The organism is Campylobacter canis (assembly GCF_045504005.1).
Classification (GTDB): Bacteria; Campylobacterota; Campylobacteria; order Campylobacterales; family Campylobacteraceae; genus Campylobacter_A; species Campylobacter_A canis.
The window spans coordinates 284,043-305,138 of sequence record NZ_JBJJXH010000001.1; the positions used below are offsets into that span (position 1 = coordinate 284,043).

General features: G+C 38.4%; 18 protein-coding genes and 1 pseudogene. 16 read left to right on the top strand and 3 right to left on the bottom strand.

All coding sequences use genetic code 11. The features are described 5' to 3' along the window. Nucleotides 1-89: 89 nt before the first annotated feature. From ACHJH3_RS01455 to nrfH, 3 genes are all read right to left on the bottom strand, one after another. Nucleotides 90-329, bottom strand: coding sequence for an XRE family transcriptional regulator (locus tag ACHJH3_RS01455; RefSeq protein WP_407063375.1), 240 nt, complete (start codon nucleotides 327-329; stop codon nucleotides 90-92). 138 nt (nucleotides 330-467) lie between these two features. Beyond that, entirely contained in the window at nucleotides 468-2,150 is a 1,683-nt protein-coding gene (locus tag ACHJH3_RS01460; protein WP_407063268.1) for an ammonia-forming cytochrome c nitrite reductase subunit c552, read from the bottom strand. Nucleotides 2,151-2,170: 20 nt separating this feature from the next. Further along, a complete protein-coding gene (gene nrfH / locus ACHJH3_RS01465) occupies nucleotides 2,171-2,674 on the bottom strand; it encodes a cytochrome c nitrite reductase small subunit (protein WP_407063269.1) in 504 nt (167 codons plus the stop codon). A gap of 248 nt (nucleotides 2,675-2,922) precedes the next feature. Between nrfH and galE the strand changes: the two genes are divergently transcribed. The 16 genes and pseudogenes from galE to ACHJH3_RS01545 all read left to right on the top strand — a co-directional run bounded on the left by galE (nucleotide 2,923) and on the right by ACHJH3_RS01545 (nucleotide 21,096). Further along, nucleotides 2,923-3,906 (top strand): UDP-glucose 4-epimerase GalE, encoded by a 984-nt coding sequence (gene galE / locus ACHJH3_RS01470; RefSeq protein ID WP_407063270.1) that lies wholly within the window; start codon nucleotides 2,923-2,925, stop codon nucleotides 3,904-3,906. Then, a pseudogene (locus ACHJH3_RS01475) lies at nucleotides 3,903-5,082 on the top strand (UDP-glucose dehydrogenase family protein). Before galE ends, ACHJH3_RS01475 begins: the two are co-directional and overlap by 4 nt. After that, nucleotides 5,079-5,501, top strand: a complete 423-nt coding sequence (locus ACHJH3_RS01480; protein WP_407063271.1) for an ecotin family protein — start codon at nucleotides 5,079-5,081, stop codon at nucleotides 5,499-5,501. The pseudogene ACHJH3_RS01475 and the gene ACHJH3_RS01480 overlap by 4 nt, the downstream one beginning before the upstream one ends. 1 nt (nucleotide 5,502) lies before the next feature. Then, complete coding sequence (tviB, locus tag ACHJH3_RS01485; RefSeq protein ID WP_407063272.1) at nucleotides 5,503-6,735, top strand: Vi polysaccharide biosynthesis UDP-N-acetylglucosamine C-6 dehydrogenase TviB; 1,233 nt, start codon at nucleotides 5,503-5,505, stop codon at nucleotides 6,733-6,735. Nucleotides 6,736-6,738: 3 nt separating this feature from the next. Continuing rightward, the gene (locus ACHJH3_RS01490; protein ID WP_407063273.1) at nucleotides 6,739-8,256 is read left to right on the top strand and encodes an MATE family efflux transporter; all 1,518 of its coding nucleotides are present in this window, start codon (nucleotides 6,739-6,741) and stop codon (nucleotides 8,254-8,256) included. A 1-nt stretch (nucleotide 8,257) separates the two neighbouring features. Then, the gene (locus ACHJH3_RS01495) at nucleotides 8,258-9,019 is read left to right on the top strand and encodes a glycosyltransferase family 25 protein (RefSeq protein ID WP_407063274.1); all 762 of its coding nucleotides are present in this window, start codon (nucleotides 8,258-8,260) and stop codon (nucleotides 9,017-9,019) included. 96 nt (nucleotides 9,020-9,115) lie between these two features. Beyond that, nucleotides 9,116-10,177 carry a glycosyltransferase gene (locus tag ACHJH3_RS01500; RefSeq protein ID WP_407063275.1) on the top strand — a complete coding sequence of 354 codons (1,062 nt, stop codon included), beginning with the start codon at nucleotides 9,116-9,118 and terminating at the stop codon, nucleotides 10,175-10,177. 56 nt (nucleotides 10,178-10,233) lie between these two features. Further along, nucleotides 10,234-11,163, top strand: a complete 930-nt coding sequence (locus ACHJH3_RS01505) for a glycosyltransferase family 2 protein (protein WP_407063276.1) — start codon at nucleotides 10,234-10,236, stop codon at nucleotides 11,161-11,163. Further along, nucleotides 11,160-12,203 (top strand): glycosyltransferase, encoded by a 1,044-nt coding sequence (locus ACHJH3_RS01510; protein WP_407063277.1) that lies wholly within the window; start codon nucleotides 11,160-11,162, stop codon nucleotides 12,201-12,203. The genes ACHJH3_RS01505 and ACHJH3_RS01510 overlap by 4 nt, the downstream gene beginning before the upstream one ends. Continuing rightward, the gene (gene pglJ / locus ACHJH3_RS01515) at nucleotides 12,200-13,327 is read left to right on the top strand and encodes an N-acetylgalactosamine-N,N'-diacetylbacillosaminyl-diphospho-undecaprenol 4-alpha-N-acetylgalactosaminyltransferase (RefSeq protein ID WP_407063278.1); all 1,128 of its coding nucleotides are present in this window, start codon (nucleotides 12,200-12,202) and stop codon (nucleotides 13,325-13,327) included. Before ACHJH3_RS01510 ends, pglJ begins: the two co-directional genes overlap by 4 nt. After that, complete coding sequence (locus ACHJH3_RS01520) at nucleotides 13,317-15,671, top strand: STT3 domain-containing protein (protein ID WP_407063279.1); 2,355 nt, start codon at nucleotides 13,317-13,319, stop codon at nucleotides 15,669-15,671. Before pglJ ends, ACHJH3_RS01520 begins: the two co-directional genes overlap by 11 nt. 244 nt (nucleotides 15,672-15,915) lie before the next feature. Beyond that, the gene (locus tag ACHJH3_RS01525) at nucleotides 15,916-17,031 is read left to right on the top strand and encodes a glycosyltransferase family 4 protein (RefSeq protein ID WP_407063280.1); all 1,116 of its coding nucleotides are present in this window, start codon (nucleotides 15,916-15,918) and stop codon (nucleotides 17,029-17,031) included. Next, nucleotides 17,024-17,629, top strand: coding sequence for a sugar transferase (locus ACHJH3_RS01530; protein ID WP_407063281.1), 606 nt, complete (start codon nucleotides 17,024-17,026; stop codon nucleotides 17,627-17,629). The genes ACHJH3_RS01525 and ACHJH3_RS01530 overlap by 8 nt, the downstream gene beginning before the upstream one ends. After that, a complete protein-coding gene (locus tag ACHJH3_RS01535) occupies nucleotides 17,616-18,221 on the top strand; it encodes an acetyltransferase (RefSeq protein ID WP_407063282.1) in 606 nt (201 codons plus the stop codon). The genes ACHJH3_RS01530 and ACHJH3_RS01535 overlap by 14 nt, the downstream gene beginning before the upstream one ends. 11 nt (nucleotides 18,222-18,232) lie before the next feature. Beyond that, nucleotides 18,233-19,321: a UDP-N-acetylbacillosamine transaminase gene (gene pglE / locus ACHJH3_RS01540; protein ID WP_407063283.1), complete on the top strand. Its 1,089-nt coding sequence runs from the start codon at nucleotides 18,233-18,235 to the stop codon at nucleotides 19,319-19,321. Then, nucleotides 19,321-21,096 carry a polysaccharide biosynthesis protein gene (locus ACHJH3_RS01545; protein WP_407063284.1) on the top strand — a complete coding sequence of 592 codons (1,776 nt, stop codon included), beginning with the start codon at nucleotides 19,321-19,323 and terminating at the stop codon, nucleotides 21,094-21,096. The genes pglE and ACHJH3_RS01545 overlap by 1 nt, the downstream gene beginning before the upstream one ends.

The following is a 21,096-nucleotide window of genomic DNA, read 5'->3' on the forward strand; positions in this document are numbered from 1 at the left end:
TTTACTGACCCCAAATTATTTTGTATTAAATTTTATAATTTTTAAGACTTAAATTTAAGAGTTATGACTTATATTTATTTTCAGGTTTTTTATTTTTTTATTTCTGTATCCTTAAAAAAATAGCAAATATCACATTTAAATAGTTTGGATAGCTTAAATAGATGCAGCAGGTTAAAGTGTTTGCCGTGAGCATTATTTTCCATATTGGCGTAAAATCCGCTTGATGCTTGCCCTATACTCAGAGCTGTTTCGAGCTGACTTAAACTCCTATCTTGTCTAATTTTCTTTACGTTTGAAGCCTTGATAAAACTTATGATTAAAGATTGAATGAAAAATTTATAAAGTTATCTAAGTGGGTTCATTATTTTGATTTTAAAGTTATTAGCTATGATAGCAAGTTGATTGAAAAGTTAATTTGAATAAATAAACCCTACCCGAATGGTTCGGATAGGGTTATTAAAAACTTCTTATTTAAAGTTTAGATTTTTAACGTCTTCGTCAAGTTTCTTTAGTCTATCTGACGGAGGAGTGCCGACTAGACCATGGTGAAGCTCAATCTTGGCAGGTGGCTCAGGTATAGTAGCTTGTTGTGTTAGAGCTATTGTTATACCGTATTTAGATAATGCGTTAGCTAGGTGTAGCTGACCCTCTCTTGCCACCGATTGGCATTGGCCTGTGATTCTTGCAGCCTCTTGTGGTCCGTGGAATCCATAGCTATTTTCACTAAACGCAAAGTCCCATCTGATGTGAGCTTTTCTTTGCATCCATAACGGCTCTTTTAGCACTTCGCTTATAGCCTTTTTCTGCTCATCGGCATTAAGTCCTGCGAACTCTTTATGTTTAGCTAGCTCCGCTCTTGCGGTTTTTAGATCTTCGATTAGAGACAATAGATCGTTTTCACAATTTCTAAGCTCGTGAGCGTGGCGATTTTGTATAAACATAATTCTATCTCTTAGCTCATCTTCGCTTTGCATATGGCAAGTTTTGCAACTAGCCGTTATGTCTGCAAACGGAGTTTGAATTGTATGGTTTGTAACTTTCGTAGCTCCAACTCTTTTATAAGGCATATGGCAATCAACGCATGTTACGCCGCTTCTAGCGTGAACGCTGGTTGAGTGTAGCTCTGCTTCAGGGTGTTGCATCTTAATCATCTTAGCGTCTGTTTGTTTGTGTCTATAATCTGCTTGGAATAGACCCTTGTCATGCACTTCGTCAAAATATTCGTCAAACATCTCTATTTTAAAAGGTTCGTCCTTAGGCCATTTTGACCATGGAAAAACTAGATCCGCGTTTAATCCAGGGTAGTATTCAACGTGACATTGCATACAGACATAATCTCTCATTTCGGCCCTTGTAGCCTTAATTCCTTGTTTTAAATCAGCCTCATAGCCACGCTTAACCATTGCATTAACAAAACCCGGTCTTGTAACTCTTAAGCTCATATCGTCAGGGTTGTGGCAGTCGGCACAGCTTGAACCAAGGTGCGAGCCGCCGTAAGGATCTTTGCCGTGTTTTTCTTCAACCATTTTCATAACGTCAAAATATGGAATAGAGTTCATCTTAGTCCAAGCCAGCTTTCTTTTTTCTCCATTTTCTTTATCTACTTCAAAAAAGCCCATTTCAAGCTTACTTGACTCGGTAGGATTAGCTTGTAAAATTTTATCGTAATCAGGATCGTTCATGATTGCAGTTAAGTGTCCGGTGTGGCAGTTTACACAAAATCCCGGTTGTCCGTTAAATGCAGGAAGGCCGTGAGCGTTTAGATACTCTTTATTATTTCTCATAGTTTCGATTTGATCAATTTGAGAATAAAAATGAAGTCTAGGTCTGTTATAATCTACCGCAAATGCATATCCTTGCCAGAAAACCGTAGCTGCAGGCCATCTCATAAGCTTGCTGTATGGAAGCGAACCGGCAAAAGGCGTTTCAAAGAAAATATCTTTCATAGCTACCGTGTCATCGTATTGAGTCGGGAAATTTTTGCCCCACTCTCTGATATCAGGGTTTAAGTCGCTAACTTTGTTAAGCATTAGAGGGTAATGCCTCTCTTGCGCCTTTTTCTCACTGATATCGCTAAATAGTGCAAACATTGCCGCACCTCCGATAACAGCTATAATAAAAATTATGCTAAAAAATAGCTTGTTTTTCATTTTAACTCCTTGATGTTGTATTAGTAATTATGAGCATGACCTACTTGCCTGTGGCAAGATACGCAGCTTAATGATTCGTTTTGGATATTTGCATCGCCGCCGTGAGCTTTAGCATTTACCGAGGCTGCGGCATACTCTCCATGACACTCTATGCAGTTGTTTTGGATGACCTTTTTGCTCTTTGCGTTAGCCGTGAAAGGTACCGGATTATCTTTAGCCGTAAAAGCGTAGCTGTGTCCAAAACCGCTCTCAGCTTTCATCATCCATTTGCCTATAAAGTCATGAGGGACATGACAATCGTTACAGGTTGCAACGTGCTGATGACCGCCTCTTTCCCAGCTTTCAAACACCTGATTCATAACATGGCAGTTTTTGCAAGCCAATGGATCATCGCTCATATATGAAAAGCCTTTTGCATATACGAAGGTATAGAGCCCATGACCTAAAACAACACCTATGCTAAGCACAAGGATGAGTGTAGCCAAGAAATAAGGTTGCTTTTTAGCCTTTTGTATGACTTTCAAAAAACCTCCTTATGGATAAAATAATATTGAGCAATGATACAGTCTTTAAATGAAAAATTAATTGATTTATGTCAATTCTTTATAAAAAAAGTTAAATATAATAATAAATACTCTGTAAAAACGCTTCTGTAACAAATAAGTTACTAATTAAATAGAGTTTAAATATCATTAAAAATTCCGAATATTTTATTACTCTTTATTAATAAGACATTTGATAAAATTAGCAAAATTTATGCCAAAGGTTTTTGATGAATATTTTAATAACAGGAGGAGCGGGCTACATAGGCTCTCATGTTTTAAAAGCGCTTTTAAAGGAGGGTGAGCACAATATAACTGTCATAGACAACCTCTGTAAAGGCTCAATAAAAGCTGTTGAAGCTCTTAAGAAACTTAATAAATTCGAGTTTGTAAATGCAAATTTGGAAGATGACTTAACTCAAATTTTTGCCGAAGGAAAATTTGATGCTATTATTCATTTTGCGGCATTTATAGAGGTTTTTGAAAGCACACAAGATCCGCTTAAATACTATCTAAATAACACCGCAAATGTGGCTAAAATTTTAACTTACTGCAAGAAATTTAACGTAAATAAATTTATCTTCTCTTCAACGGCTGCCGTTTACGGTGAGCCCGATATAAGAGAGGTTGACGAGCTAACATCGCCCGAGCCGATAAATCCATACGGCAGAAGCAAGCTAATGAGCGAGATGATCATAAAGGACTATGCGGCGGCAAATCAGAGCTTTAAATTTGCGATTTTAAGATATTTTAACGTAGCAGGTGCGGATGAAGAAGGACTTATCGGTCAAAACTATCCAAACGCCACTCATCTTATAAAGATAGCTACTCAAACGGCGCTTGGTAAGCGAGATAAAATGAGTGTATTTGGGAGTGATTATGACACGAGTGACGGTACTTGCGTAAGGGACTATATACACGTAAGCGATCTTGCAGATGCGCATCTGTCTGCTCTAAAATACCTTGAAAACGGCTCTAGTGAAGTATTTAACGTAGGGTATGGTAGAGGATTTAGCGTAAGAGACGTTATTAAAACGGTTAAAGAGGTTAGCGGAGTTGATTTTAAGGTGATAGAGGCTCCTCGCAGAGAAGGTGATCCTGCGGTGCTTATAGCAAAATCGAAAAAGATTAGAAATTTAACTGGTTGGAAGCCAAAGCGCGATGATCTAGCGCTTATCGTTAAAACCGCTCTTGAATGGGAAAGGAAAATATGAAAATAGCAGTTATAGGAACGGGTTATGTGGGGCTTGTAAGCGGGGCATGTCTAGCTAAAATGGGAAATAGCGTGATATGCGTAGATGTCGATGAAGCTAAGATAAACGCACTTAAACAAGGCGTAGTGCCTATCTATGAGCCTGGACTTGCCGAGATGGTTAAGGAGTGCTTTGAAAACGAAACTCTTAAATTTAGCACCGATATAAAAGAGGCTTTAGCTCATGCAAGCGTGCTTTTTATAGCGGTCGGAACACCTATGGGAGCTGACGGACAGGCTGATTTGAAATACGTCCTTCAAGTTGCAAAAAGTATCGGCGAACACATGAGTCATTCTATGATCATAGTTGATAAATCAACCGTGCCTGTAGGAACAGGCGAAAAAGTGAGCGAGATTATCGCAAATGAGCTTAAAAATAGAAATTTGGATATAAAATTTGAAGTCGTTAGCAATCCTGAGTTTTTAAAAGAGGGGGCTGCGATTGAGGATTTTTTAAAGCCTGATCGGGTTGTGGTAGGTTCTAGCAGTAGTTGGGGTGAAGAGGTTATGAGAGAGCTGTATACGCCTTTTATGAAAAATCACGATAAATTTATCGCCATGGATGTAAAGTCGGCTGAAATGACTAAGTACGCTGCAAATTCTATGCTTGCTACTAAAATTAGCTTTATAAACGAGATAGCAAATATCTGCGAAAGAGTAGGGGCTGATGTAAATTTGGTGCGTAAAGGCATAGGAAGCGACTCTAGAATCGGCTATAGCTTTATATATCCGGGATGCGGATACGGTGGAAGCTGCTTTCCAAAGGATGTGGAGGCTCTTATTTATACTGCTAGACAAAACGGATTTGAGCCTGAGCTTTTAAATGCAGTTGAGGCTAGAAATAAGGCTCAAAAGTGAGTTTTATTTGATAAAATTTATGAGTTTTTCGGAGGCGATTTAAAAGGCAAAAAAATAGCCCTTTGGGGACTTGATTTTAAGCCAAATACCGATGATATGAGAGAGGCTAGCTCGCTTAATGGTGCTTTTAACGGAGTGGAGCGAGTTTAGATCGCCTGATTTTCATGAGATGAAAAATCGCATGAAAAATCCTGCGATTTTTGACGGAAGAAATCAGTACAATGCTAAAAATTTAAAAGATCTTGGATTTAAATATTTTCAAATAGGAGTAAAATCATGAAGAAATTCACATTTTTACTAGCCTTGCCAGTGGTTATTTTTGCCAGCAGCCAATTGGTAAATAATAAAATAGAACTTAAAAAGCTTGAAAACGAAAGAGATTATAAGATTGAAGTGATCTTCGGCAAAGAGCTTAAAGTTGATTGCAACAATCACTTTTTAGGAGGCGGAAAGCTTAAAGAAAAGCCTTCAAAAGAGCCTATTGCTCTTTATGAATTTGACACTAAAGCCGAACTTGCCTCAACTATGATGTTGTGTCCTGACGGCAAAAAGAATAAAAAATTCGTTCATTACTCTTTTACAAAAATGTTTGATTATGATAGTTACACGCCGATTGTCATTAAAGCGCCTAAGGATGTCATGGTAAAGTATAAAATTTATAAAAAGATAGATGAAAAAAATACGGAGGTAATAAAATAATATGAAAATAGCAATAGTTGGTTTAGGATATGTTGGATTTCCTTTGGCTGTGGCTTTTAGCGAGAAATATAATGTAGTAGGTTTTGATATTAATAAATCTCGTGTACAAGAGCTTAAAGATGGATTTGATCGCACGCTTGAGCTTGATGGCGATCAGGTACGAAAAGCGATAGAAAACGGGATGAAATTTAGCACCGATTTAGATGATATAAAAGATTGCGAGCTTTTTATCGTTACCGTTCCCACGCCCATAGATAAAAACAAGCGACCTGACTTGACGCCTGTCATAAAAGCCAGCCAAAGTGTGGCGAAAGTGCTTAAAAAAGGCGATATAGTAGTATATGAAAGTACTGTTTATCCGGGCGTTACCGAGGAGATTTGCGTGCCGATACTTGAAAGTTCGGGGCTTAAATTTAATGAGGACTTTTACTGCGGTTACTCTCCTGAGCGGATAAATCCTGGCGATAAAGAGCACACCGTAACTAAAATAAAAAAAATCACCTCAGGCTCAACACCGCAGATAGCAGGTAAGATCGATCAAATTTACGCAAGCGTAATTACCGCAGGCACTCATAAAGCCCCAAGCATTAAAGTAGCAGAAGCCGCAAAGGTGATAGAAAATACTCAGCGCGATATAAATATAGCTTTTATTAACGAGCTTGCAATGATATTTAATAAGATGAATATCGATACAAACGCGGTTTTAGAAGCTGCCGGCACGAAGTGGAATTTCTTAAATTTTCGCCCGGGTCTAGTGGGAGGCCACTGTATCGGCGTGGATCCTTACTATCTTACCCATAAGGCTCAAGAGCTTGGCTTTCACCCTGAAATTATCCTTGCAGGACGCAGAATAAACGATAGTATGGGCAGATACGTAGCTGGCGAAGTCGTAAAGCTGATGATAAAAAACGGCGTTAAGATAAGCGACGCTAAAGTACTTGTGCTTGGACTTACCTTTAAGGAAAATTGCCCCGATATAAGAAATTCTCGCGTTATAGACGTTATAGATGAGCTTAAGGATTTTGGTTGCGGAGTTGACGTGCATGATCCTTGGGTGGATGCTGGGGAGGTGCAAAAAGAGTATGGCTTAAATCCGCTTGAAAATTATGATGCAAGCAACTATGACTGCGTAGTTATAGCGGTAGCTCACGATAAATTTAAGGGACTAAATTTAAGCGATACGCTAGTTTACGATATCAAAAATATCTACCCAAAAGCCGATGCGAGACTTTAGAATTTGTTTATAAATTTAATCAGCTCGGTTATCGTTTTTATCGTATATTTGGGGATAAATTTTTTTCTAACCCCTTATATACTAAAAAGCCTTGGAAACGAGGCTTACGGCTTTGTCGGGCTTGCTAACGCTATCGTCGCATACGCTTCGGTCGTTACGGTTGCTATAAATTCCGTAAGCGGGCGATTTGTCGCGTATGAGTGGCATAGAGGCGATATAAAAAAGGCAAATGACTATTACTCCTCGGTTCTAGCCGTAAATATAATATTTTCATTTGCCATAGCCGCTATTTCGGCAGTTTTTATCTTAAATCTAAGTCGCGTTTTAAACGTGCCCGAATATCTTACGCATGATGTGCGGCTTACTTTTATATTTTATTTTATAAATTTTTGCGTAGGACTTTTTAACGGCGTGATCTCCGTATGCGCTTTCGTGCGAAATAAGCTTTATCTAATATCCGTTCGAAACGCTATTTCCATGGTGATTTTAGCCGCTCTTATCGTGACTCTTTTTTACTTTTTTAAGCCGATGATAGCCTATATAGCAATTTCTGCGCTTGCATCTTCGGTTTTTGTGTTTTTTAGCACCGTTTTTATCTCTTCAAAAATTACTCCAGAGCTTAAATTTACTCTTTCAAATTTTAATTTTTCGATGATAAAAGAGCTTGCAAGCTCGGGAATTTGGAATAGTTTTAACGCCTTAAACCGCATACTTTTAACGGGAATGGATCTATTTATCTGCAATATATTTTTAAACGCGAATTTAACTGGAATTTTAGCCGTAGCAAAGGCCGCTCCTATCATACTTGAAAGCTTTGTGGCTCAGCTTAGTACGATCTTTGCGCCTAAATTCGTGCAACTTTACTCTCAAAAAAACTTGCGTGCATTAATAGCCGAAGCGAAATTTGCTATGAAGGTAGTTGCTTTTATCATGAGCGTTCCTGTAGCTATTTTTGTAGTTTTCGGGCTGGAATTTTACACTCTTTGGCTTCCTTTTAAAACGAGTGATGAGATAAATTTGATCTATAATCTTTCTATCATAACTCTTGTTCCGATCTTGCTTATAGGCTATGTATTTGCGCTGTTTAACATAGATAGCGCAACAAATAAACTGCGCCGACCGGCGATCGCAAATACTATTTTGGGAGTGAGCACTATCGCCGCTCAAATTTGGATTTTGAAATTTAGCGACTACGGAATTTACGGAGTTGTCGTTGTTGGAGCGATATTTTACTCTATTCGCATAGTTTGCTTTGATCTTATAAACGCTGCATTAAATTTGCGTATAAGATTAAGTGCTTTTTATCCGCTGTTTTTTAGAAATTTAGCCATGTTTGCACTGACTTGCGCGGTTTTTTGGGGAGCTTCTAAATTTGTTGAGATTACAAATTGGACGAGATTTATATGTTTTTCGCTGATATTTTTATTTGCAGGATACGGGATTAATCTATTTTTAATTTTTAGCAAAGATGAGCGCACGGCTTTGTTAAATAAAGTAAAGAGTAAATTTAAAAGGCTTTAAAGTGGATAATCAAATTTTTCTAATCTCCTTAAAAAGCGATGAATCTCGCAGACAAAAGTTAAAAGAGCGGTTTAAAAGCTATGATAAATTTACGCTTATCGAGGCTGTTGACGGTAGGATCATGAACGCGATGGAGTATTTTAAATACGCAGTTGCCTCATTTAAGGCTTACGGCAAGCTTTTAAGCCCGGCTGAGATAGGGTGTACGCTTTCTCACATGAAGGCTTATGAGGAGTTTTTAAAAAGCGAGTCAAAATTTGCTCTTATCCTTGAAGATGATGTTATCGGAGATGATGAGGGTATTAAAAAATCCTTTGAACTTGCTCAAAATATATGTGAAAATTCGATTTTGATATGCGGTTGTCAGAACGGACTTAACGGAAGATTTAGCGCATTTGGCAAAAGGCTTAATGCTGAGCTTTATGAAGTTTCAAAGTATTCGCGCTCAAGTATTTATAGGGCGGCGGCTTATATAGTTACAAAATCAAGTGCTAAAGCGTTGCTTCAAACGCACAACGAGGCTGTTTGCACGACTGACTTTTGGAGCTATCTGCTTAAGAAAAACGGACTTAAGATGTATTTTAGCGATATTTTTGCTCATCCTGTTGATCTAAGTTGTTCTGCTATCCAAGAGGCAAGAGATATAAGGGGCTATGAAAGACAAAATTTAAAAGCTTACTTTAATTCGGTAAAATACATTTTATCGACTCGTTTTGAAGCCAAATTTAAAGGCTATGAGCGAATTTTTAAAAAGAAAAAGTAAGCAGTTATAAAGGATGAAATTTATAAAATGCCAATTTCTTTTTTATGAATTTTAATTGTTTTTTGCAAGGTTATAAATAAATTTTGGAGATAAATAATGAGAGTTTTGTTTGTGATATCGACTATGCAAGCGGGCGGTGCCGAGCGGGTTATGGCGATATTGTCCGGATATTTTGCAAATTTTCATGATGTTACCTTGCTTAAATTTGACTCAAAACCTTCTTTTTACGATATCGACAAGCGAGTTAAGCTTATAGATCTTCCTTATCCTATGCTTAAGAAGGGATTTTTTACCAATTTTGTTAGGCGGATTAAGAAGTTTTTTTACCAAAGAAAACTCATTAAAGAGGGAAATTTCGATGTCGTGATATCTTTTATGGATAGTACAAATATAAATGTAATACTGTCAAATATCTTTATAAACAAGCCGCTTTTTATAAGCGAGCATTCAAGCTCAAGCTTTCTTAAACCTAAGCTTTGGGTGTGGTTAAGATGCCTTCTTTATCCTTATGCGACAGGCCTTACGGTGCTTACCAAGAGCGATTTTGACTACTATAAATTCGTAAAAAATAAAACAGTTATGTATAACCCTATGTTTGAAGCCAGCAAAAAGGGTTTGCCTAAAGAAAATATAATACTTTTTGTAGGTAGATTGGTGGCTCTTAAGGGCTGTGACGTCTTTTTAAAATCAATTAGTTTAATAGATAAAGAAATTTTAAAGGATTACCGAATCGTTATAGCCGGATCGGGCGATGAAAAACAGCGCCTTGATCTTATAGCTCACGATCTGCATATAGATGTCGAATTTGTCGGTCAAACCGAAGATATAGCTTCTCTTTACGAGCGTTCCAAGATCATTGTTTCAAGCTCTAAAACAGAAGGGCTTCCTAATGTTTTGATAGAAAGCATATTTTTTGACTGCGCTAGAATTGCAACCGCGACAACTGGAGCCAGTGAGCTTATAGAAGATGATGTGGATGGCTTCTTGGTTCCGATTGATGATACTAAAGCGCTTAGCGAAAAGATAGAAATTCTTGTAAATGACGATGCGTTAAGAGAAAAATTCGTAAAAAACGCAAACCTTAAAGCCGATAGCTTCAAAATAGAGCAAATCTACAAAAAATGGATGGAATTCATAAATAGCTCCGTTAAAATATAAAAAATTTATATTAATTAAAATTTGATATACTCGGTTATATTTTGAGGCGGAGATTTATGAACAAAAATTTAAAAGTTAGCATAATCATACCCACTTATAATCGTAAAAATTTATTTGAGTTAGCTCTAAAAAGCGCTTTGGCGCAAGACTATGAAAATAAAGAGATAGTGATTACCGATGATAACTCAAATGACGGCACAAGCGAGCTTGCTAAAGAGTATGAGGCTAAATTCGAGTGCGTAAAATACTTCACAAATCAAACTTACGAGCGCGGACCAAACGGCAATAAAAACAACGGCTTTGACAAATCAAGCGGCGATGCTTTCGTGATACTTGATGATGATGATTTGTTGCTTGAAGGCGCGATATCCAAGATGGTAAGCGTTCTAAATTTAGGTTATCATAGCGTTTGGGCGAATTGTTATTATGAGATTAACGGCGAAAAAACAGAGAAATTTTCTGGCTTTGGGCTTGAAAAAAGCCAAGAAATAAATAAGCAAGACTATTATGACGGCAAGATAAGAGGCGAATTTTTAGTTATGTTTAGGCGCGTAGCCATCGGTGATAGACGCTTTGAAAAGGGTCTGTACGGTAGTGAAAATACGCTTTGGATATATCTTTTTGATTTTCCTGCGTATTATCTTCATGAAGCCGTTAGAATTTACAGGTTTCAAAGAGATGATAGCGTTACTACAAACGCACTCAAGCGACCGCTTAGCATTATGAAAGGCTACGCTCTTATGGCTGATTTGCTTATAAAAAAAGCCCCTCAAACAGAGCCTAATCGCATAGCTATCTTGTATAAAACTGCTGCTTACTATGCAAAGATGGGCGGTGAGTATAAAAAAATGTATCAATTTATATTTAAAAGTCTTCGCGCAAAACCGACTAAAGAAGCGCTTGCGATGCTTGCTTTAAGCCCATTTCCTCGCTCTTTGATTATATCGCTTAGCAAATTTAGACTTTGGCTAAAAGGCTCTGCTTGAAAGGCACTAGAATTTGTTTGGTGATTTATATAAATATGCTTGGAGGCAGCATAAAAGTAGCGCGCGCGGTCTATGACGCACTTGTTGATGAAGGTTTTGAAGTAAGCTTATTAAGCGTACTTAAAAGTGATCAAGAGGGGTTTTTTGACGATGTTGAAATGACAAATTTAAACCTCGAAACAATCGGTTTTTTGCGCAATTCGTTTTTAGAGTTTAAGAAATTTTTTGCAAAAAATAAATTCGATCTAATTATCAGCTTTGCAGGCTTTGGAGCCTATCCTTTAGCGTTTGCCAAAGCAAATTCAAAGCTCATCATTTCAGAGCATGGAAATCATACCAATCACAAAAATTTACTAAGCAAAACCCTTGTAAATCTAGCTTATAAAAAGGCTGATTTTATAACGTTTCTAACGAAATTCGATTATGATTTTTACGCTCTTAAACACTCAGCCATCATCAAAAATCCGTTTTTTATGGCAAGCGACGGGGACAAAAAGATAACAAAAGAAAATATCGTCCTCTTTCCTTCAAATTTAAGTTCAAACAAGCGCCTTGAATTTCTCATAAACGCGTTTGCTTTAATACCGCCTAGCAGGCGAAACGGCTATAAAATAGTAGTTTGCGGAGCAGGAAATATACAAAAATATCAAAATTTAGCCGATGAAAAAAGCGTTAGTATAGAGTTTGCAGGTGCGGTTAAGGATATAGAAAATTTCTACCAAAGAGCCAAGATAGTAGCTCTTACAAGCCTTAGCGAGGGACTTTCAAATATCTTAATAGAAGCTATATTTTTTGATTGTGCGAGAATTTCGGTTGATTGTATATGCGGTCCAAGCGAGCTTATTAAAGACGGGTTTGACGGATTTTTATGTGGGTTAAACGACGAGACGGAATTTGCCAAAAAGCTTGAAATTTTGATAAATGACGAGAAGAAGGCGCAAGAATTTATCATAAACGCAAGAGCCAGAAAGGACGAATTTAAGCTTGAAAATTTTCGCCGAAGTTGGCTTAAAATCGTTAATGACGTGTTAAAACAATGAAAAAGCTTGCGATTTTTCTTTATTCAATGGGCTCGGGAGGAGCGGAGCGAGTTGTCTCAAATTTATTGCCCGAGCTTGTAAAGAGCTATGAAATTCATCTAATCTTAATGAGTGAAGTTATAGCCTATGATATACCAAGCGAAGTGAAAATCCACTTCATAGAGCGCTCAGATCCTTATGAAGGTGGAATTTTAAAGCTTTTTAGGCTATTTTTCGCTTTGCCGCAGCTAGCCTTTAAATACAAAAAACTTTGCGAAAATTTAAGGATAGATACTCACTTCGTGCTGATGAACCGCCCCTGTTATATCGCTTTGATGGCTAGAGTTTTGGGGCTTAAAGGTAGGATAGTTATAAGCGAGCGAAGCTCTCCTTCTGTTATTTATGGTTGCGGAATTAGCGGATTTGCCAATAAAATTTTGCTAAAAGCGCTTTACAACAAAGCCGATTTAATCCTTGCAAATGCACAGGGAAATGCGCAAGATCTTATAGAGAATTTTGGCTGCGATGCAAAAAAGACAAAGGTGCTATACAATGCACTTGATTTAGACCTTATTAAAAAGCTTGCAAATGAGCCTTTTGATAGCGATTTTAAACCGTTTTTCTTAAATATAGGCAGGCTTGATAGCGGTAAAAACCAAGCTATGCTAATAAGAATAATTGCAAATTTAAACGACGAACGAGCGACACTTGGAATTTTAGGCAAGGGAAACTTAAAAACCGAGCTTGAAAGCCTTATAAACGAGCTTGACGTGCAAGATCGCGTAAAACTTCTTGGAGTAAGCAAAAATCCGTTTAAATTTATCAAAAATTCGCAATGTTTCCTCTGCGCTTCACGTTTTGAAGGATTTTCAAACGTGCTTCTTGAGGCTTTGGCATGCGAGAAATTTATCATCTCAACCGATCATAAAAGTGGCGCTAGGGAGCTTTTGGGCGATGATGAATTTGGTGTTTTAGTAGGTGTGAATGATGAAAAAGCCATGCAAGAAGCGATGAAAAAAGCTTTAGATGATGAAAATTTGAGAAAAACTTATGAAAAAAAAGCGTATAATCGCATTAAAAATTTTGACAAGACTGCTATAGCTAAGCAGCTTATAGAGCACTTAGAGGGTATTGATGGGCAATAAATTTATAGACGGTTTTAAAAATATTCAGTTTTCAAAGCAGACGTTTTTCCTGATCGCGGTTGCATTTGCTTTTAGCGTATTTTGCAGGATGTATTGGGTGTATTGGGCAAGTGCCTATGAGCCGTTTTTTTGGAACGATCAGCTTATGATAAGCACTAACGACGGCTATGCTTTTGCCGAAGGTGCAAGAGATATGATGGCCGGATTTCATCAGCCTAACGACCTTAGCTACTACGGACGTTCGCTATCATCGCTTACTTATGTGCTGGCTAGCTTTTTGCCGTTTAAATTTGAGACGATAATCCTTTATATGAGTGTGTTTTTTAGCTCGCTTATCGTTGTTCCCGTGATCTTGATAGCGCGCGAATACGGCATGCTAAAGGTCGGCTTTGTAGCCGCACTTCTTGCAAGTATCGCAAATAGCTACTACAACCGAACTATGGCAGGGTATTATGATACGGATATGCTTGTTATCGTGCTTGCGGTGTTTGTGCTTTGGTCGATGGTGCGTCTAGTTGAGAGCAAGCAGCGATCAAACCTCATATATATCCCTGTTTTTATTTTGATTTATAACTGGTGGTATCCTAGCTCTTTTTCGTTAAATTCGGCGATGATAGGTCTGTTTTTGATCTATACTTTGATATTTGATCGGACAAATAAGCTAAATTACGAAGCGCTTATTTTTATGATTATAGCACTTACAAATATCGATTACGTGCCTAAATTTAGCATTATTATCGCGCTTTATGCGGCGATTTATTTTAAGCCTGAAATTTGGAATAAAAAGACAATCGCTATCCTAGCGGCTTGTGCGGTTGCCCTATTTGCGGCTTGCGGCGGGCTTAAGCCTATAATTTTTCAGCTTAAATTTTATATCTTTAGAGATGTAGCCGAAAGCACGGGGCTTACATTTCATTACTACAACGTAAATCAAACCATAAGAGAGTCAAGTATAGTGCCTTTTGACACGTTTGCGCGGCGTATAAGCGGGCATGTGATTACATTTATCGTAGCTTTTATCGGTACCGTGCTTATGGCTTTTAAATTCCGTTCGTTTTTGCTTGCTGCGCCTATGCTTTTGCTAGGATTTTTAGCGGTTAAAGGAGGTCTTAGGTTTACCGTTTATGCCGTTCCTGTTATGGCGCTTGGATTTGGGTATATCTTAAATTTGAGCATAAATTCTTTAAAAGACGGCAAGCATTTTAAGAAATTTTGTATCGCCGCTTTGGCTGTTTTTATCGCTACTTTGTGCCTTTATTTTGATAGATTTTACGGCGCTATCAATGAAAGTTTGCCGGTGTTTGGGCAAAATTTAGCTCTTGTTATGCCTGCAAGCGAAGTTAAGATCGGCTCTTATCTTATCTTTGCTCTTGTTTTTGCGTTTGCTTGCGGCATTAGTTACCTAATCATAAATTCAGTAAAATCAAATAAAATTTTAAGCAGGCTTGCTTTAATCAGCATTACACTGGTTGCGCTTGCACCATGTGTTTGGCACATATACGGATACAAGGTCTCAACCGTTTTTGTTCAAAAAGAGGTTGAAAGCGTAAGCAAGTTGGGACAAATCGCAGGCAGAGAGGATTATACGCTTGCTTGGTGGGACTATGGATATCCGATTCGTTATTATGCCGATACCAAGACGTTAATTGACGGCGGTAAGCACCTTGGCAGGGATAACTTCGCCGTTAGTTTCGCTCTTGGAGAGCCCCAGAGAGCTTCTGCAAATATGGCTCGTCTTGAGGTTGAGTACACGGAGCGAAAATTTAGCGAGAAATTCGGCTCAAATTTAGCTCAAATGATGAAAGAATATAATTTTACCGATGTGAATTTATTTTTAAACTCATTAAACGATAAGGAATTTAAGCTACCAAACAAGACGCGAGATATATATTATTATCTTCCCGATGCGATGATACATATATTTCCGGTAGCTCTTCAGTTTTCACGTCTTGATCTAAGTAGCGGCAAGAAGTATGAAGACTTGCTCTTTCATATAGGAAGACCTTATTCGCTTAGTAAAGACAAGATAGATATCGGTAACGGCTTTAGCATATCAAATGACGCTACTATTCTCAGCTTTGCAGGCGAAAAGATACCTATGAACACATACTATGAAACAAGCTATAACGAAAAAGAAGAGCTTGTAGTAAAGAAATTTGAGCGTGATAAAGACGGTAAAATTTATGTAGTTTATATGAAAGATTACGGGCGATTTTTAGTGCTTGACAAGCAGAGTTTAGACTCGACCTACGTGCAGCTTTTTGTCTTTGAAAATTACGACAAGGAGTTGTTTGAGCCTGTGCTTTTAAACGGAGCGGTAAAAATTTATAAACTGTTAAAGTAGTTGATGTATCGTATCTAAAATTTAAAAAGTGAAATTTGATGATGAAATTTAGGCATTTTAGTAGATTTTGCTTGAGCTATCTTGCAGGCTGTTTTATCTTAAAGAAAGCCATGAATCATGGCTAAAATAGGCTTTTTATCTCAAGCTGATATGAGCAAACAAAGCAAAGATACAAATTATCTTTGCGGCTTTGCGAACCACTTTGCGCAAATATCGGCGAGAATTTTAAATAAAGTTGCTTTTTATGGCTAAAATAGGCTTTTTATCTCACGCCGATATGAGCATTTACTTCTTCCGCTCGCCTATCATGAGGGCTTTACAAAATTTAGGACATGAGGTTTTTGCAATCTGTCCTAAGGGTGAATTCTCAACTCGCCTTGAAAGTGAGTTTAGCTGCGTTTATTACGAGCTTGATAGAGCCAGCCTAAACCCGTTTGTAGTATTTAAAAACACTGAAAAATTAAGCGAAATTCTTTGTTCTTTAAATTTAGACCTCCTTCAAACTTCAGCTCACAAATCAAACGTATTTGGAACCTTTGCAGCCAAAAAAGCGGGCATAAAGCGGGTGATAAATCTTGTCGAAGGACTTGGAAGCTTTTACATAGACGATGACCTAAAGACAAGACTTGTTAGAAAAAGTATCGAGTTGCTTTATAAAAAAGCTCTTAAATTAAGCGATGCTTGTATTTTCGTAAATGAAGCCGATCCGAGATATTTTTTAAGCCAAAATTTGATAGATGAAGATAAGGTTATCAAGATAAAAAGTGTCGGAGTCGATACGGCAAAATTTGATGAAAATTTGTATCAAAGCATTGATTTTGGTGGCAAAAAAGTAGTTTTGATGATAGCTAGAGCCATGTGGCATAAAGGCGTGCGTGAATTTTACGAAGCGGCTGAAATTTTAAAAGACAGAAAGGATGCTTTATTCGTCTTTGTCGGAGAGGGCTTTGACGGCAACAAAAGCACTGCAAATTTGGAGTTCTTAAAGGGCGGAAGCGTAAAGTATCTTGGAGCAAGAGATGATGTGGCTAGGCTTTTAAAATCATCTTATATCTTAGCTCTTCCAAGCTATAAAGAGGGCTTTCCAAGAACGGTACTGGAGGCTATGAGTATGAGCAGGGCGGTTGTGGCAAGCGATGTTAGCGGGTGCAATGAGGCTATCATAGACGGGGTAAACGGACTTCTTTGCGAAGTTAAAAATTCCAGCGATCTAGCTAAAAAGATAGAAATTTTGCTTGATGACGAGAGTTTAACTAAAAGGCTTGGGCAAAGTGGCAGGGATATGGCGGTTATGGAATTTGACGAAAAGATAATAGCTAAAAAATACATTGAAGTTTATAGGAAATTTATAGATGTATAAGGCGTTTTTTAAAAGATTTTTAGACATTTTGGGCTCAGTTTTTTTGATAACTTTAACATTTCCAATTATGCTTGTAACGGGAATTTTTATATATTTTAAGATTAGTAAAGATGTGATTTTTACTCAGGCTCGTCCGGGACTAAATGCTAAAATTTTTAAGATTTATAAGTTTAAAACGATGAGCGATGAAAGAGATGAGAGCGGAGAGCTTTTAAGCGATGAGTTAAGGCTTAATAAATTCGGCAAAATGATAAGAAGCCTTAGCCTAGATGAGCTTCCACAGCTTTTTAATGTGCTAAAAGGCGATATGAGCTTTATCGGCCCGCGCCCGCTTCTTATAGAGTATCTGCCGCTTTATAGCGCCGAGCAAGCTAAAAGACATGATGTGCGCCCCGGTATAACAGGCCTTGCGCAGGTTAACGGTAGAAACGCCATAAGCTGGGAGCAAAAATTTAGATACGATGTGGAATACGCGCAAAATTTGAGCCTTAAAATGGATATCCAAATAGTTCTTTTAACGATAAAAAAAGTGCTAAAACGAAGTGATATAAATAAGCACGGAGAGGCTACGACGGTGAAATTTGATGGAACCAACTGAGATTTATATATACGGATGTGGCGGGCATGCCGCGGTTATCGCTGATATAGCGGCAGAGTGTGGATATGAGAAGGTTGTATTTCTTGATGATGCTAAATTTAATGGCGTAAATATACTTAAATTTAGCCCTGAGTTAAAAAAAGCCGACATCATCATAGGCGTAGGCGATAATAACGCACGCAAAAATTTGCAAAATTTAGTCTGTGAAGCGGGATTTAACGTAGTTAGCCTCATTCATCCAAGTGCGGTTATAAGCACGAGCGCAAAAATTTGTCGTGGAGTAGTTGTTATGCCAAATGCTGTTATAAACGCACGTGCAGTTATCAAGCAAGGTGCTATCATAAATAGCGCTTCGGTCATCGAGCATGATTGCGTAATCGGCGAGTTTGCGCACATCAGCCCAAATGCCGCGCTTGCAGGCGGCGTAGAGGTAGGCAATCTTACGCATGTTGGTATAGGCTCTTGCGTGATTCAGGGCATTAAGATCGGTGCAAATTCCGTAATAGGCGCAGGAAGCGTTGTGGTAAGAGATGTGGACGATGGCGTTTTGGCATACGGAAATCCCGCAAGAATTAGTAAAAACTTAGATTAAGGCAGTTGATTATGAAGCGAGTTTTTTTAAGTCCGCCGCATATGAGCGGAAACGAGCAAAAGTATATAGATGAGGTTTTTAAGAGCAATTACATCGCTCCGCTTGGCGAATTTGTGGATAAATTTGAAGCAAGCGTCAAGGAGTATGCAAGTGTAAGTAGCGCGCTAGCTCTTAGCTCGGCGACTGCGGGTCTTCATCTGGCACTTAGGGTGCTTGGCGTAGCTCAGGGCGATTTCGTGCTTGCTTCAAGCTTTACATTTATGGCTTCGGTTTCACCGATTTTATATCAGGGCGCAACACCCGTTTTTATAGATAGCGATGAGAGCTGGAATTTAAGCCCAGAGCTACTTAAAAAGGCGATTTTGAATTTGCCTAAAAAGCCAAAAGCCCTAGTTCTTACTCATCTTTACGGACAGGCTGCCAAGATGGATGAAATTTGTGAAATTTGCAAAAATGAAAATATCGCTTTGGTAGAAGATGCCGCGGAGGCACTTGGAGGATTTTATAATAATAAAGCGCTTGGAAGTTTTGGCGAGCTTGGAGTTTATAGCTTTAACGGCAACAAGATCATAACAACTTCAGGCGGCGGTATGCTTGTAGGAGATGATGAGCCGGTTAAAAAGGCTAGGTTTTATTCGACTCAGGCTAGAGAGCCATTTTTGCATTACGAGCATGAGGATTACGGATATAACTACCGCTTAAGTAACGTTTTGGGCGCTATCGGTGTGGCTCAAATGGAGGTTTTGGAAAGCAGAGTGCTTAAAAAGCGAGAAATTTTCGCTCGCTATCAAGAGGCTTTAAGCGAGCTTGAATTTATGCCCGAGCTTGAAAATTCAAGAGGCAACAGATGGCTAACGACCGCTCTTTTTAAAGAAAAGGGCACTCATTTAAAGGTTATAGAAGCTCTTAGCAAAGAGGGTATAGAGAGCCGTCCGCTATGGAAGCCTATGCATATGCAGCCTGTGTTTAAGGGAGCTCTTGGCTTTATAAACTCAGTTAGTGAAGATATGTTTGAAAGAGGAATTTGCCTGCCGAGCGGCACTGCTATGAGCGAAGATGAATTTGAGCGAGTAGTAAAGATAGTAAGGGAAAATTTATAATGTTTAAAGCAACCAAGCTAAAAAGGCTGATATTTTTCTTAAGCTTTGATATCGCGATATTTGCGGGAAGTTTTTATGCGGCGTATCTGCTTAGATTTAGCGGCGTTATACCTGAATTTTTTAAAACAAGCCTATATATCGCGATGGTTACCGTTGTCTTGCTTAAGCTGTTTTTTATGTGGCTTTTTAAAATTTACAAAGTGCCTTGGAGGTTTTTCGGACTTAATGAAGCTAGGAAAATTTTCCTTGTGCATATCTGCACGATCTTGGTGTTTTTCGCTCTGTTTTTTAGCTTTTATGATCTCTTTGATCCTTTCCCAAGAAGCGTAATTTTAATCGATGCTATCGTATCTTGCTTGCTTGTTGGAAGCTTAAGAATTTCAAAGCGGATGTTTCTTGACTTTTCCAAAAAAGACGACACCAGCAAGCCTTGTATCGTAATAGGCGCTACTTCAAAGGCGTTGCACGTATTAAAAGGACTTAGGCAGGGATATGCCGATCTTTACGCTACCAGCGTAGTTGACGGCAGAAGCGAGCTTGTGGGGACTTATTGCGACGGATTTTTGGTGCAACCAAAGAGTAAAATTTCAAGTTTGATAAAAGAATACAACGTAAAAACGGCTATTATCGCTCTTGCTTTGCCTCAAGAAGAGCTAAAAGAGCTCTTTGACGAGCTTACCGAGTATGGAATTCGCGATATTAAAATTTTCTCTCTTTTTGGAAATGAGCCTATTAAAAATATCTCTATTGAAGACTTGCTTGCAAGGAAGCCAAAGGATTTAGACGAAAAAGCCGTAAGGGAATTTTTAGAAGGCAAGGTTGTTCTTGTAACGGGTGCGGGCGGAAGTATAGGAAGCGAGATTTGCAAGCAGTGTCTGAAATTTGGCGTTAAAAAGCTTATAATGCTTGATCATAGCGAATATAACCTCTATCAAATAGGCGAGATGACAAACAGCGATAAAACCGCAAGCAAGATGATAAATATCACAAATTTTGATGAACTTAAGCCGGTTTTTAGCGAATTTAAACCGGAAATCGTAATCCACGCGGCAGCCTATAAGCATGTGCCTCTTTGCGAACAAAATCCAAAATCGGCTGTTGAAAACAATATCTTAGGCACAAAATTCGTAGTTGATCTATCGCTTGAATTTGGCGTTAAAAAAGTGGTCATCATCTCATCTGATAAAGCCGTTCGCCCGACAAACATCATGGGCGCAACGAAGCGGGTTTGCGAGCTATACGCTCTAAATTCAAATTTGCCCGATAAGACCGAGATCGTTTGCGTGCGGTTTGGAAACGTGCTTGGAAGTAGCGGTAGTGTGATACCTAAATTTAAAGAGCTAATCGCGGCAAATCAGCCGTTAAAGGTTACTCATCCTGATATAACGCGATATTTTATGCTTACTTCAGAAGCCTGCCAGCTCGTGCTTCAAGCAGCCTCTATAGCCGAAGGAGGAGAGCTCTTTGTGCTTGATATGGGAGAGCCCGTTAAGATAGTCGATCTTGCTAAAAAGATGTTGCTTCTTTCAAATAAAGAGCACTTAGGTATCGAATTTGTAGGGCTTAGACCGGGCGAGAAGTTATATGAGGAGTTGCTGATAAACGAGGCTGACGCAAGGACGAAATTTGAGTCGATTTTTGTAACTAAATCTCAAATTTATGATTTAACTAAGCTAAATAACGATATAAAAGAGCTTTTAAATTGCGATGATATAGCCGGCAAGCTAAAAGAGATCGTGCCCGAGTTTAATCACGCGCTAAATACGAAAGGATAG